14 protein-coding genes are annotated in these 13,666 nt (G+C 69.6%); 6 read left to right on the top strand and 8 right to left on the bottom strand.

Going from position 1 to position 13,666, the window contains the following annotated elements:
• Window positions 1–24: 24 nt before the first annotated feature.
• Genes QM624_RS12900 through QM624_RS12890 form a run of 3 tightly spaced genes read left to right on the top strand, consistent with a single transcriptional unit; the run spans window position 25 to window position 1,630 of the window.
• Window positions 25–555 carry a hypothetical protein gene (locus QM624_RS12900; RefSeq protein WP_415092426.1) on the top strand — a complete coding sequence of 177 codons (531 nt, stop codon included), beginning with the start codon at window positions 25–27 and terminating at the stop codon, window positions 553–555.
• Complete coding sequence (locus tag QM624_RS12895) at window positions 552–1,106, top strand: hypothetical protein (protein ID WP_415092424.1); 555 nt, start codon at window positions 552–554, stop codon at window positions 1,104–1,106. Before QM624_RS12900 ends, QM624_RS12895 begins: the two co-directional genes overlap by 4 nt.
• Window positions 1,103–1,630, top strand: a complete 528-nt coding sequence (locus QM624_RS12890; RefSeq protein WP_415092422.1) for a hypothetical protein — start codon at window positions 1,103–1,105, stop codon at window positions 1,628–1,630. Before QM624_RS12895 ends, QM624_RS12890 begins: the two co-directional genes overlap by 4 nt.
• A gap of 19 nt (window positions 1,631–1,649) precedes the next feature.
• Here QM624_RS12890 and QM624_RS12885 read toward each other — a convergent pair whose 3' ends face one another.
• Together QM624_RS12885 and QM624_RS12880 are read right to left on the bottom strand one after the other, a co-directional pair.
• Window positions 1,650–2,894: a hypothetical protein gene (locus QM624_RS12885; protein WP_415092420.1), complete on the bottom strand. Its 1,245-nt coding sequence runs from the start codon at window positions 2,892–2,894 to the stop codon at window positions 1,650–1,652.
• 13 nt (window positions 2,895–2,907) lie between these two features.
• Window positions 2,908–3,522, bottom strand: a complete 615-nt coding sequence (locus QM624_RS12880; protein ID WP_415092418.1) for a phosphatase PAP2 family protein — start codon at window positions 3,520–3,522, stop codon at window positions 2,908–2,910.
• 81 nt (window positions 3,523–3,603) lie between these two features.
• Here QM624_RS12880 and QM624_RS12875 point away from each other — a divergent pair, with 81 nt between their 5' ends.
• A complete protein-coding gene (locus QM624_RS12875; RefSeq protein ID WP_415092416.1) occupies window positions 3,604–4,146 on the top strand; it encodes a DUF4245 domain-containing protein in 543 nt (180 codons plus the stop codon).
• Here the strand turns inward: QM624_RS12875 and QM624_RS12870 are convergent.
• The gene (locus tag QM624_RS12870; protein WP_415092414.1) at window positions 4,143–4,526 is read right to left on the bottom strand and encodes a DUF4440 domain-containing protein; all 384 of its coding nucleotides are present in this window, start codon (window positions 4,524–4,526) and stop codon (window positions 4,143–4,145) included. The two genes, QM624_RS12875 and QM624_RS12870, sit on opposite strands and share 4 nt — an antisense overlap.
• 123 nt (window positions 4,527–4,649) lie before the next feature.
• On the opposite strand from QM624_RS12870, the gene acs reads away from it, so the two are divergent.
• The gene (acs, locus tag QM624_RS12865) at window positions 4,650–6,539 is read left to right on the top strand and encodes an acetate--CoA ligase (protein ID WP_415092412.1); all 1,890 of its coding nucleotides are present in this window, start codon (window positions 4,650–4,652) and stop codon (window positions 6,537–6,539) included.
• A gap of 132 nt (window positions 6,540–6,671) precedes the next feature.
• Here acs and QM624_RS12860 read toward each other — a convergent pair whose 3' ends face one another.
• The 3 genes from QM624_RS12860 to xseA all read right to left on the bottom strand — a co-directional run bounded on the left by QM624_RS12860 (window position 6,672) and on the right by xseA (window position 9,796).
• Window positions 6,672–7,892 (bottom strand): MFS transporter, encoded by a 1,221-nt coding sequence (locus tag QM624_RS12860; RefSeq protein ID WP_415092410.1) that lies wholly within the window; start codon window positions 7,890–7,892, stop codon window positions 6,672–6,674.
• Between the two features lie 463 nt (window positions 7,893–8,355).
• Window positions 8,356–8,574 carry an exodeoxyribonuclease VII small subunit gene (locus QM624_RS12855; protein ID WP_415092408.1) on the bottom strand — a complete coding sequence of 73 codons (219 nt, stop codon included), beginning with the start codon at window positions 8,572–8,574 and terminating at the stop codon, window positions 8,356–8,358.
• On the bottom strand, window positions 8,567–9,796 hold the full coding sequence (gene xseA / locus QM624_RS12850; RefSeq protein ID WP_415092406.1) for an exodeoxyribonuclease VII large subunit: 1,230 nt from the start codon (window positions 9,794–9,796) through the stop codon (window positions 8,567–8,569). Before xseA ends, QM624_RS12855 begins: the two co-directional genes overlap by 8 nt.
• Before the next feature lie 174 nt (window positions 9,797–9,970).
• On the opposite strand from xseA, the gene QM624_RS12845 reads away from it, so the two are divergent.
• Window positions 9,971–10,930 carry a 4-hydroxy-3-methylbut-2-enyl diphosphate reductase gene (locus QM624_RS12845; RefSeq protein WP_415092404.1) on the top strand — a complete coding sequence of 320 codons (960 nt, stop codon included), beginning with the start codon at window positions 9,971–9,973 and terminating at the stop codon, window positions 10,928–10,930.
• Window positions 10,931–10,936: 6 nt separating this feature from the next.
• On the opposite strand, the gene ilvA is transcribed toward QM624_RS12845, so the two are convergent.
• The gene (gene ilvA / locus QM624_RS12840; RefSeq protein WP_415092402.1) at window positions 10,937–12,208 is read right to left on the bottom strand and encodes a threonine ammonia-lyase IlvA; all 1,272 of its coding nucleotides are present in this window, start codon (window positions 12,206–12,208) and stop codon (window positions 10,937–10,939) included.
• 21 nt (window positions 12,209–12,229) lie between these two features.
• Window positions 12,230–13,666 (bottom strand): DNA recombination protein RmuC (locus QM624_RS12835; protein WP_415092400.1); only part of this gene is annotated, 1,437 nt, incomplete at its 5' end.

Below are 13,666 nucleotides of genomic sequence, written 5' to 3'. Positions count from 1 at the left end.
CGGGATCGGCAACGAGCCGCGTGGGTGTCGTGGGCACGCACGCTCGGCGTGCTGGCCGCGGTGTTCGGGGTGATCGCGCTCGCCGGTGGCTTTCAGCAGGCGCCGACGGCACGGCGCAGCGCCGGGGTGGGCGTCCCGGTCGATGGTGGACGCGCACTGTGGACCGTCCGGAGCGCTGAGCTGACCACGACCGCAGCCGCCGGATACTCGATCGACCCGACGCTGCGGGTGCGATTCAGCGTGGTCAACACCACTCGGCGCACCGACGGCTACGTGGATGCCCGGGCGGTCGAACTGGTGCTGCCGGACGGCACCGTCGTCGACGACCTGAACTGGCGTGCCTGGCCGCGCTCGCTGGCCTTCCAGCCGGGCATCCCGGCCGATGCCTTCGTCGAGGTCGAGGTCACCCCCGACATGGTCGCGGACGCCGTGGTCACCGTCCGGATCCATGATCAGCTGCCCGCCGACAGCATGGTCAGCACCGACGCCTGGCGGGTCAGCAGCGACGCCACCGACGTCCAGGTGCGGGTGCAGGACCTCCGAGGTGCGCGGTGAACAGACTTCGCGGGCCGGCGGTGCTGGTCGTTTGCCTGGCATTGGTCGCGGTGCTCAACGGCTTCCGCGAGACGGGCATCGCCCAGACCCGGTCCTACCTGGCCGGCGCGGACGGCTGGGCGCACGCTCCGTCCGCGTCCGGCTTCGTTCATCGGGCGCGGTTGGCCCGCGGCCTGCTGCGGCCCACCATCGAGGAGCCGCTGCTCACCGACGCCGTCTTCGTGGTCATCGAACTGGAGGTGCAGGTCCGTGACCGGGCACTGCCGTTGAGCACCCTCACCCTGGAGACGACGGACGGCTACCGCTACAGCCAGCTCACCGACGCGGGCCTGGCCGGGCTGAGCCTCACCCAGCCGGGCTGGACGAGCTACGGCACGGCGGTCTTCGAAGTGCCGCCGCAGCGGGTGCCGGGCGCCCGGCTGGTGGTCGGCGCCCAGTCCGACATGCTGGTGATCTACCGGGCCCAGTTGGCCTTCGACGCGGTGGTCAGCGACTTCACCGTCCACGATCGGGTCGCGATCACTCCCGCTCGCAGCGAGGTCACCCGATGACCGCGCGGCTGTGGGCGGTCGCAGCCGTGCTGTTCGCGCTGGTGGTCACCGGCGGCGTGGGCTGGAGTCACTACGCCACTCTCCGGCCGCCGAGCGCGGGCGTGGCGACCCGGGACGTTCCGTTGACCGTCGGCGGCGTCCGCTACCAGGTGCTCGACCTGCAGCGTCTGCAGCGGATCACGTTCGCCGACCACGAGCCGCTGGTCGCGCCCGAGGGGGCGGTCTGGGTGCGGCTGGACGTCCGGCTCGAACTGTTGGATGCCGGCATCGAGATGGACACGCTGCGCTGCACCGGCTTCCTGGTCTCGGGCGGCAGTGAATGGTCCGATGACTACGACCCGGCCAGCTACAGCGACGATCTGGCGTCCCGGCAGTGCCATACGGTCGGTGACGATCGCCCACTGACCGTCGGGGTTCCCAAGACCCTCACCCTGCACTGGCTGGTGCCCACCTGGGCGGCGGAGCAGCCCCAGTTCTTCCTACGGTTCGTCACCCCGCCACGCGGCCTCGAATTGCGGCCCTGAGTAGCACTTTCGGCTTCCGTCATCCCGGCGAACGCCGGGATCTCCGAACCCGTTCGGACGCGACGTCGCCCGGCACTCCGGACGCGCCGGCGGCCTCGACCCGCCGATAGGCCGCCGTGTAGCAGGCGAGCAACGCCGTGGTGGTGAGCAGTGTCACCAGGTAGGTCAGGGTCGGTGCATACAGCAGGGTGTCGGGCAGCGGCCGCGGTCCGATCAGGTGCTGGATGCCGCGCTCGATCAGACTGCCGGCCAACTGAACGGACGCCACCAGCACCAGGAAGACACCCATGAATCGGACGCCGGCCTCGCGCAGCAGCCCGAGCGTGGCCGCCATCGGCAGGTACTTCTCCCGCAACTCGCTGCCGGCCAGCCGGGCCATGCTCCGGGCCGGGTGGTGCCGGCCGCGGTCCAGCAGCCGGGCGGCGCGCTCCCCAGGGGTGCCGCGCAGCAGTGGCTCGACGCTGAACTCCCCACGGCCGAACACGGTGCCGACCAGGGCCACCCAGATCAGTGGCAGCAGCACCGCGTTGGCGAAGCCGGGGACGACGAAGTCCCAGAGCCGGTCGCCGAACAGGCGCAGGGCGTCCGGCAGGGTGAGCTGGAACCAGACCGGAACCTGGGGCAGCACGTCCAGGAAGCCCTCCCAGCCGGACTGCAGCCAGCGCCACGCCACGCGCGTAGTCAGCCAGTCGAAGCCGCGTCCGGCCCATTCCCGCAGCACGAAGAACGAGGCGAAGATCCAGGCACCGTCGACCACCGCGCCGGCCAACTGCAGGCCGCGGGACGGCCGGCGTCGGGCGATCAACCGAAGCGCCAGCTGCAGCAGCCAGGCCACGATCGCGAAGCCGAGGAAGAAGCCCCAGTCGCCGGCGTTCACGCTGAACTCGTCGGCGTCGATGCCGTGCGCCATCAGATTGGCCTGGATCAGCCGGTCGAACTGTTCCTCGGCCAGGCCCCAAGCGCCGTAGACGGCCATGAACGGCCCGAGGCTCGCGGCCAGTACGTCGAGCCGCGTCTCGCCGTTGCCGTCCGTGCCGATGGAATGCACCGCCAGTACCAGGCAGGCCACCCACGCCACGATGCCGAGCAGGATGATCGTGGTGCCCAGGATCCGCTGCCCGCCGCCGAGCACCGTCGAGACGTGGCCACACAACTCATTGACCGCGTAGCCGAGGCTGAACCAGCCGATCAGCTGGGCCAGTCGGCCCCACCACAGCGCGGCGGAGTCCCGGACCAACCGGGTGAACTCCGCCCACGTGCGCATGCCCGGACGACGGTCAGTCCGTGCCGCGCGTCGCGCGCAGCGCGATCAGGGCGGCGAGCGATCCGTTGAGATAGCCGGCCAGGACGTCGCTGGCGTAGTGCTGGCCGTTGTACAACCGCGACCAGCCGAGCAGTCCGAGATAGCCGACCAGCCCAGCACGGAGCGCCACTCGCGCTGGGCGCGGCAATCCCCGTCCGGCGTGATCGAGCGCCACGGCAAGGGCGGTCATCGCTCCGACGTGCCCGCTGGGGAAGCTCGACGTGGGCTGCTTGGTGCCGAGGCGCTCCAGCGCCGGCCGGGGGCGTCCGACCAGTAAGGAACTGATCACGTGGGTTGCCGAGGCCAGCGCCATCGCCAGGCCCGGTTCGACGGCGGCGCGACGATGCCCGCGGGCCAGCAGCACGCCGGTGAGGCCGACGCCGATGCCGAGGGCGCGCGAGGTGTCGGAGCTGTGTGAGACGGCATGGGCCAGGCGTGCGGCGGGCAGACCGCCGCGACGGCGCAGGTCGTGGTTCAGCCGGTGTTCGGCGGGCAGATCGTTCAGCGGTCCGGTGATCAGCCGGCCGGCCGCCACATTGGCGGCGACCAGTGCGCCGAGAGCGACGGCGCTGCGCAGGACCGGTGACATGGCTGGGAGCGTAGTGCGCTGACTCGCGCCGTGGGGCGGCAGGTCGTCGGGGGCCGTCCGGAAGTAGTGGAGAATGGGCGGGTGGCAGCCCGTCGTCCGAGTCCCACCGTGCCCCAGATGCTGGTCGCCGTGGCGGCTCTGCTGATCCCGGTCGTGCTGATCTACCTGTGGTTCAGCCGCATCCCCGAACCCAAGGCGACTGCTGTCGAGTGGCAGCCGGTGGTCGCCCAGGCGCGCGCCGAGGCACCTTTCCCGGTGCTCGTGCCGAAGGATCTGCCCGACACCTGGACGGCGGTCCGCGCCCGCTGGACGCCGCAGGGCGAGCCTGGTCTCGACCAGAAGCCGGCGATCGGCAACACGCTGCAACTGGGCTTCCTCAACCCCGACCAGATCTACATCGGGCTCGACGAACGGGACGCCGACCCGCAGGGACTCATCCGCGACGCCACCCGCGGCGGCACGGCCGACGGCGAGAGCCAACTCGGCGGCGAGCCCTGGCAGCGCTTCGTCAGCGACGACGACCGGACCCGTGCCCTGGTCCGCAGCGGCCCGGACAGCACCGTGGTGATCAGCGGCGATCTGCCCTATGAGGCCCTGGAGGCGTTCGCCACCACACTGGGTTAGGACTGGCGCAGCGTGCCCTGGTGATAGAGCGCGCGCCAGCCGTCCGGCGTCCGTTCCCACAGGGTCGAGCGGCGCGAACTGCGTTCGCCCTGCAGCAGCAGATAGGTGGCGAGCCAGACGCCGTCCGCGAGATGTCGCACCGCGAAGTCGTCCACCGCCCAGGCGCTGTCGTCGGGGTCGACGCCGGTGGCGTAGCGCTGGGTCACCACCTCGAGCACGAGGTCGCGGCGGTAGATCGCGCCGGAGGCGCCTACCTCCCAGTACGCCGGCGCGATCAGCGCTTCGACCGCGGCCCGGTCCGCTCCCGGCGGCAGCCGGTGAGTCAGCGGCTCCAGCGCCAGCAACTGTCGGCGCGCGGTGTCCGGGGTGATCGCCTCCATGCGCCCAGGTAGGACTCGGTGTGCTGCATGGCAGAACACCGAGCGGAATCCTTTCGCGTGGCCGCTCGGCGCGGTTAGTCTCGCCATAACCCGTACCAGGCTCCAACGGAGGAGATCCCCGCAATGGCACAGCTCGAAGGCGACGTCGTCTACCCCGATCCCTCGATCGCGGCCGAGTCCCACGTTGCCGACCCCGACAAGCTGCGGGCCGAGGCGCTCGCCGATCCGGAAGGGTTCTGGGCCGACCGGGCCCGCGAGCTGGAGTGGTTCTCGCCCTGGGAGAAGGTCGTCGACGACTCGAACGCGCCGTTCTTCAAGTGGTTCACCGGTGCCGAGGTCAACATCGTGCACAACTGCCTCGACCGGCACGTGGCCGGGCCGAACAAGAACAAGCTGGCGCTGATCTGGCAGAGCGAGGACGGCAAGGAGCACCGCACCTTCAGCTACTTCTCGCTGCACCGTCAGGTGAACCAGATGGCCAACGTGCTCAAGGCGATGGGGGTGGTCAAGGGCGACCGGGTGACGATCTACTTGCCGCGCATTCCCGAGGTCTTCTTCGCCATGCTGGCCTGCGCCAAGATCGGCGCCATCCATTCGGTGATCTTCGCCGGCTTCTCCTCCGACGCACTCACCGACCGGATCGACGACTCCCAGTCGAAGCTGGTGATCACCGCCGACGGCTCGTGGATCAACGGCAAGGTCTTCCCGCTGAAAGAGATCGTCGACAAGGCGGTGAAGTTCTCGCCGACCGTCGAGAACGTGATCGTGGTGAAGCGGACCGGCTCCGAAGTGATCATGGATCCGCTGCGCGACCACTGGTACCACGATCTGCAGGCGCTGCCGATCGCCAAGGGCAACTGCCCGACCGAGAAGCTCGACTCCGAGCACCCGCTGTACATCCTGTACACGTCCGGCTCGACGGGTAAGCCGAAGGCGATCCTGCACACCCACGGCGGGTACATGGTCGGCATCTACACGACGCTGAAGTACTCCTTCGACATGCGTCCTGAGGATCGCTGGTGGTGCACCGCCGACCCCGGCTGGGTGACCGGGCACTCGTATCTGGTGTACGGGCCGCTGCTCACCGGTGCCACCACGTTCATGTTCGAGGGCGGCCCGACCTACCCGTACCCGAGCCGCTGGTGGCAGCTGGTCGAGTACTACGGGATCACCCAGTTCTACACCGCACCCACCGCGATCCGGTCGCTGATGCGCTTCGGCGAGGCCTGGCCGAACCGGCACGACCTGTCGTCGCTGCGGCTGCTGGGCACGGTCGGTGAGCCGATCAACCCCGAGGCGTGGCGCTGGTTCCACCGGGTGATCGGCAAGGACCGCTGCCCGGTGATCGACACCTGGTGGCAGACCGAGACCGGCATGTTCCAGATCACCCAGGTGCCGGGCGAGCCGCAGAAGCCGGGCTCGGGCGGCAAACCGTTCTTCGGTCAGGACGCCGCCATTCTCAACGAGGCCGGCGAAGAGGTGCCGGACGGCGACGAGGGCTTCCTGGTGCTGAAGAACCCGTGGCCGGGCATGTTCCGGACGCTCTACGGCGACGACCAGCGCTACATCGACACCTATTGGTCGAAGTACCCCGGCGTCTACCTGGCCGGGGACGCCGCCCGCCGCGACGCCGATGGCTACTTCTGGATCATCGGCCGCACCGACGACGTGATCAACGTGTCCGGTCATCGGCTCGGCACCGCCGAGGTGGAATCGGCGCTGGTGTCCCACCCGGACGTCACCGAAGCCGCCGTGGTCGGGCTGCCGCACGAGGTGAAGGGCCAAGCCATCCACGCCTTCGTCACCCTGCGGGTGGGTGTCGCGGGCAGTCAGGAACTGGCCGAGCAGTTGCGGGCGCATGTGGCGTCCCACCTGTCGCCGATCGCCAAGCCGGACGCCATCGACTTCCCGGACAAGCTGCCGAAGACCCGTTCGGGCAAGATCATGCGCCGGGTGCTGAAGGCCCGCGCGCTCGGCCAGGACGAGGGCGACCTCACCACCCTGGAGGACTGAGGGAGTTCCGGCCCGTCCCCTCCGGCTGACGCCGCGGTGACGTTGCCACCTTTTGGTGTCTTTGCACTGGTTTGAACCGGGGCAATGCCGTCGAAAGGGGGCAACGTCGAACAGAGACGCGTCGGACGGCGCTCAGCGGCGTCCGAGCGGGGCCAGGGCGACCACCAGCAGGATCACCGGCAGGGTGAGCAGGGCGAGTCCGTCGAAGCCGATCCAGCCTAGGATGCCGCCGGCCGCGATCGCGCCGAGTGCGCCGAGCAGGCTCATCGCGGCGTCGTTGCGGCCCTGCCGCCGGACCCGCAGCGCCGGAGCGGACGCCTCGGTCAGCAGTGCCGCGCCGGCGACGGTGGCGGCGCTCCAGCCGAGGCCGAGCAGGATCAGCGCCACCGTCACCCAGCGGGCGTCGGACGCCCCGAGTGCGATCACCGCGACGCTGGCCGCCAGGATCAGGTAGCCGAGTGCGATGGTCCGCAGCCGTCCCCAGCGGTCGGCGAGCAGGCCGAAGACGGGGGAGAGCGCGTACATGCCGGCGATGTGCAGGCTGATGGTCAGGCCGACGATGGTGAGCGTTGCGCCGTGGTGCAGCAGGTGGATGGGTGTCATCGCCATCACCGACACCATCACGCTGTGGGCGCCGACGACGGCGAGCATCGCGTAGCGGGCCGCCACCGGACGGTCGGCGCGCTCCGGTAGGGCGTCCGAGCCCTGTCGGCTCAGCGCGATCTGCCGGGACAGCAGCAGCGGGTCGGGCCGCAGCCCGAACCAGTACAGGGCGATGCCGGACAGCTGCCCGACAACGGTGAAAAGGTAGGGACCGGTGAGTTCCGGCATGCCGACCAGGTGGCCCAGCGCCTCGCCCGGGCCGACCAGATTGGGGCCGAGGACGGCGCCCAGCGTCGTGGCCCAGACCACCAACGACAGGTCGCGGCCGCGGGAGACGTCCGTGGCCAGGTCGGTGGCGGCGAACCGGGCCTGCAGGTTGGCGGCCTGTCCGGCGCCGATCAGCGCGAACCCGACCAGCAGCATCGGAAACGAACCGACGGGTACCGCACCGATCACTAGGCCGACACCGACCAGCGCCACCGCCATCCCGGACGCCAACGCCGCCGCTCGGCCCCGGCGTCCGGCCAGGGCAGCGAGCGGCATCGAGGTGGCAGCCGTCCCGAGCGTGATGGCCGCCGTCGCCAGGCCGGACAGCGCGTCGTCCCCGGAAATCACCGCTGCCAGGACGGCGCCCAACGACACGGTGGCACCGAAGCTGATCCCGCTCAGCACCTGACCCGCCGACAGCACCGCCAGCGTCCGGCGCCGGCTGCGGGTCAGATCAGGCATCTCCTGCATCAACTCGGGCACCCGCGACACCTTAGCTCCCGGGTCACAGGTCTGAGTTTCCGGATCCGAAGCAAGACTAGGGAAGCACTGATATTCACGTCCCATCCCGGGCTCATCCACGTCATCCCGGGCTTATCCGCGTCATCCCGGGCTCCGACGCGGGATCTCAGGCGAGGACAGAGCCGGATGAGATCCCGGATCAAGTCCGGGATGACGATATGAGATCCCGCATCAAGTTCCGGATGACGATGAAGGTGCTTTGATCAGCGCGTCTTAGAGATTGAAGCGGTGGTGGGGGATGGCTGCGGCAGGTAGGTGGGCGTCTGGAGGCACGCGTCAGCGGGCCGTAAGCGGGCGGCGCAGCCATCCCCCACCACCGCGGCGACAAAAGTTGACCACAGGCAGAAGAACTCGACCGACACGAAGGAGGTCTCGACAAGCTCGACCAGCGAGTGGGGGACCGACCAGCGAGTGGGGCCCGACCTCAGTCCTCAGGAGACTCCGCAGATTGAGCGGGAGCACTGGCGGCTTCGATAGTGGCGCGCGCGCCGTCCAACCATTCCTCGCAGCGACGAGCCAACGCCTCGCCCTCCTGCCAGAGTTCCATCGCCTTCGACAGTGGCACGGAGCCGGATTCGAGGGTCTGGACCACTTCGACCAGACGCTGCCTGGCCTGCTCGTAGCTCTGCGGCTGCTCAGCCATCGGATTCCCTCCTGGTTTCGACTGACGTGACCTCGGCGCGGAAAAGGCCGTCGGCAAGCATCGTGACGACTGAGTCGCCGGGCGATACAACGGTGGTGGAGTCGACCGGTTCGCCGGTCTCGGTGCTCACGATCGCGTAGCCGCGCAACAGGGTGGCCCGCGGCGACAGCGCGCGGATTCGTCCCAGCGCGTGTTCGACCCAGGACGCCTCTTCACGCAGCCGGGCCCGGACGGCGCGTTTGCCCCGCGCACGCAACTCGGTGACCTGGCCGGCCTGGACCGTGATCGGGCCGAGCGGGTCGGCCAGCACTGGCCGGGTGCGCATGGTGGCGACGAATTGGGTCTCGCGATCGAGCATCCGCAGCATCGCGGCCCGTACCCGTTGGCCCGCCTGATGCACTCGGGCGCGTTCCTCGGTGACGTCGGGGACGACCCTTTTGGCGGCGTCGGTGGGGGTGGCGGCACGGACGTCGGCGACCAGGTCGAGGATCGGGGTGTCCGGCTCGTGCCCGATCGCGCTCACCACCGGGGTGCGGCAGGCGAACACCGCGCGGGCCAGCGACTCGTCCGAGAAGGGCAGCAGATCCTGGAGTGAGCCGCCGCCCCGGGCGATCACGATCACCTGGACGTCCGGGTCGCGATCGAGGGCGGCCAGCGCGTCCCGGACCTGTTCGACGCAGGAGGTTCCCTGCATCATGGTGTGCTTGACGGTGAACCGGACGGCGGGCCAGCGGCTCCGCGCCACCTGCAGGACGTCGCGCTCGGCGGCGCTGCCTTCGCCGGTGATCAGCCCGACGGCTCTGGGCAGGAACGGCAGGGTTTGCTTGCGGGCGCGATCGAACAGCCCTTCGGCCTGCAGCATCCGCTTGCGCTGCTCGATCTGGGCGAGCAGCCGCCCCTCACCGGAGGCGCGCAGGTCGCTGCATTCGAAGCTGAGCGACCCGTTGCGGCTCCACACGGTCGGCCGGACCAGTGCGACGACCTCCATGCCCTCGGCGATCGGCCCGGCGGCGTCCAGCACGCCGGTCGACGCGGTGACGGTGACCGACACCTCGGCCAGCGGATCGCGCAGAGTGAGGAAGTGGGTGGCGCCGGAGCGACGCTTCAACTCCAGCAACTGCCCGGCGACCCATACGCTGCCGAGCCGCTCCACCCAACTCTTGGTGGCAGCCAGGATCGTCCGCAGCGGCTGCGGCTGCTCCGGACTGCTGGACATCGGCATGGCCTGACCCTACTGGCCGTCACTGACAAGACTTGGCGAACGCCGTCCTCGCAGCCACCGCTCGCCGAACTAACTACCGCTCGCCGAATTCAGCGAGCCCTGAATAGTTCGGCGAGCGCGAGCGGGGTGACCCCAGCGGACGGGCCGCGGATCCCGGTCGATAGACTGGCCGCCATGACCGAATCCAAGCGCGTCGTCGTCGCCGCACCCCGCGGATACTGTGCCGGCGTCGACCGGGCGGTGGTCACCGTCGAGCGGGCGCTGGACCTGTACGGCGCACCGGTCTATGTGCGCAAGCAGATCGTGCACAACCGGCATGTGGTCGAAGATCTGGAGGCTCGCGGCGCCATCTTCGTCGACGAGCTGGACGAGGTTCCCACCGGCTCGACCGTGGTCTTCTCGGCGCACGGAGTGTCGCCGGCGGTGCACACCCAGGCCGCCGAGCGCGGACTGAAAACCATCGATGCCACATGCCCGCTGGTCACCAAGGTGCACAGCGAGGCCCGGCGGTTCGCCAACCGCGGTCTGCAGATCCTGCTGATCGGCCATGCAGGACACGAAGAGGTCGAGGGCACCACCGGCGAGGCCCCCGAGCACATCACGTTGGTGGAGCGTCCCGAGGATGTCGCGGACGTCGAGATCGCCGACCCGACCAAGGTCGCCTGGCTGTCGCAAACCACGCTCAGCGTCGATGAGACCTGGGAGACGGTCGGCAAGCTGCGCGAGAAGTTCCCACAGATGATCGACCCGCCCAGCGACGACATCTGTTACGCGACCCAGAACCGGCAGTCCGCGGTCAAGCAGATCGCCTCGGACGCCGACCTGGTGATCGTCGTCGGCTCACGGAACTCGTCCAACTCGGTGCGGCTGGTCGAGGTGGCCCTGGAGGCCGGTGCAAGAGCGTCCTATCGGATCGACAACGCGGGCGAGATCGACGAGGCCTGGCTCGAGGGAGTGCAGAAGGTCGGCGTCACCTCAGGTGCCTCAGTGCCGGACGAGTTGGTGCAGGGGGTGCTGGCCTTCCTGGAAGAGCGCGGCTTCCCGGCCGCCGTCGAGGAACGGCTGACCGAGGAGAACCTGGTGTTCGCGCTGCCCCCCGAACTGCGCAAGGACATGCGCCGCGCCGAGGCCTGAAGGAGCTCAGACCAGGAAACGGTAGAACGGGCTGTCGGGCGCGATCCGGTCGACGATCAGGCGGCTGCTCTTCATCCGATCGAGCAGGCCCTGCAGATCGGTGGGGTCACCCAGTTCGACACCGACCAGCGCGGGCCCGGTCTCCCGGTTCGACCGTTTCACGTACTCGAACAGGGTGATGTCGTCGTCGGGACCCAGCACATCGTCGAGGAAGCGACGCAGCGCCCCCGGCTCCTGCGGGAAGTTCACCAGGAAGTAGTGCTTGCGACCCTCATAGACCAGGGCCCGTTCGGCGATCTCGGCGTAGCGGGAGAGGTCGTTGTTGCCGCCGGAGATGATGGCGACCACCACCCGTCCCGGCGACGGCTTGTAGAGGCCGAGCGCGGCGCTGGCGAGCGCGCCGGCCGGTTCGGCGATGATGCCGTCCACCTGGTACAGCTCGAGCATCTCCGAACAGATCCGGCCTTCGGGCACCGAGAACATGTGCGGCTTGAGCCGGCGGGCGATGTCGAAGGTGAGTTCACCGACCCGGCGCACCGCGGCGCCGTCGACGAAGGTGTCCAGTTTCAGAAGATCGCGCGGCCGGCCCGCCTCCAACGCGACCGCCATCGACGCCGCCCCGGACGGCTCCGCCCCCACCACCTTGGTGGTCGGGTGCCGCTCGGCAAGCCAGGTCATGCAGCCGCCGATCATGCCGCCGCCGCCGACCGGCACGATCAAGGTGTCGGGCGCCTGGCCGAGCTGACGGGCGATCTCGGCCGCCACGGTGCCCTGGCCGGCCACCGTCCGTGGGTCGTCGAACGCCGGCACCATGGTGCGGCCTTCGGTGGCGACGATCTCGTCGGCGCGGGCGGCAGCCTCGTCGTAGGTCTCGCCGTGGACGATCAGTTCGACCCAGCCCTCGCCCAGCTGGCGCATCCGCTGCCGCTTCTGCCGCGGGGTGGTGGACGGCACGACGACCTTGGCCTCGATGCCGAGCTTGGCGCAGGCGAACGCGACGCCCTGGCCGTGGTTGCCGGCGCTCGCACAGACCACCCCGGCGGCCCGCTCGTCGGCACCCAGCTGGCTGATCAGGTTGTAGGCGCCGCGCAGCTTGTAGCTGCGGACGGGCTGAAGGTCTTCGCGTTTGAGCCAGACCTGGGCGCCGGTGGCGTCCGAGAGCCGCTTGTTGAACTGCAGCGGGGTTTCGATGATGACGCCGGCCAACCGGTCGGCCGCCTCTTCAATGCTCTGCGCGGTAACGCTGACGCCCGTGCTGTCCTGCGTGGTGACGCTCATTGATCCATTCTCGCGCTCACCTCAGCCGGCTGTTCGCCGACGCCGAGATGCGGGCGGATCGACGATCTCACCGGCGATCAACTCGTCGAGTGCGGGCTGCGGCCGATTCAAGCCCTCTGGGTCGCTGACCCTGGCCCCGATCATCGGCGTGACCTGGACGGCGTCTTCGACCAGCTCGGACGCCGTCAGCGGCCGGACGGCGGCTTCCACCGCGTTCACCGTCGCCAGCTCCTTGCCGCTGACATGCAGATCGCGCAGCTTGCGGGCGGTCGGGAACACCCGCCCCTCGATGGAGCCGACCGCCTGGTTGTAGGCGGTGACGGACGCGGTCAACGACCGTCCGATCTTGTCGAAGTGGCCGCCCAGGGTGCGCAGCCGGTCGTACAGCTCACGAGCGACCTCGGACACCTCCGCGGCCGATTTGGCGAGAGCGGCCTGCTTCCAGCCGTAGGCCACCGCCCGCAGCAACGCGATCAGGGTCGTCGGCGTGGCCAGGATCACGTTGCGCTGCGAGGCGTACTCGTGCAGATCGGGCTGGCGGCTGAGCGCCTCGGCGGCCAGCGCTTCACTCGGAATGAACATCACCACGAACTCCGGGGTGCCGAAGTCGGACTTGAAGTAGGCCTTGCCGGACAGCTGATCGACATGGGTGCGGACGTTCTTCGAGAACGAGGTCAGCGACACCTCACGGGCCTGCTCATCGTCGGTCTCGTGGGCGTCGAGGAAGGCGGCCAGCGGCACCTTCGAGTCGACCCAGACGAACCGGTCGCTGTCCAGCAACACCTTCAGATCGGGCCGGATCACCTGGCCGGCGGAGGTGCTGGTGGTCTGCTGGGTGACGAAGTCGCAATGCTCGACCATGCCGGCCAACTCGACCACCCGCTTGAGCTGCTGCTCACCCCAGTTGCCGCGGACGTGCGGCTTGCGCAACGCGGTGGCCAACGCCCGGGTCTCGCGGCGCAGCTGCTCACCGGTGGCCTGCACATTGCGTACCTGGTTGGCCAGTTCGTTGGCCAGCACCGCCCGCTGCTGCTCGACCTCGCCGAGCCGGGTGCGGAACGCCTCGAGCGTCTCGTGCACCGGCTTGAGCAGCAACTCGGTGGCCCGCAACCGCTTCTCGGCCGTGTCGTCGGCCGCCTTGCCCTGCCGTTCCAGGGTTTCGGCGGACAGCACCTTGAACTGAGCCACCAAAGACTCACGGTCGGCCGTCACCTCGACGGCCCGTTGGACGGCGGCGTCGCGTTCGGCGACGGCGGCGGCCAGATTGGCCGAGACCTCGGCGGCTTCGGCCTGCGCCGCCGCGGCGACGGCACGGGCTTCGGCAGCTTCGACCCTGGCACGCTCCACGTCGGTGCCGGCCCTGGCCAGTTCGGCGCGCGCCGAGGCTGCCTCGGCCCGGGCGTCGGCGGCCTCAGCGCGGGCGTCGGACGCCTCGCGCTTGGACTCGGAGACTTCGGT

The sequence above is a fragment of the Micropruina sp. genome (assembly GCF_047606365.1).
Taxonomy (GTDB): domain Bacteria; phylum Actinomycetota; class Actinomycetes; order Propionibacteriales; family Propionibacteriaceae; genus Micropruina.
This window is presented reverse-complemented; position numbering and strand designations above follow the sequence as displayed.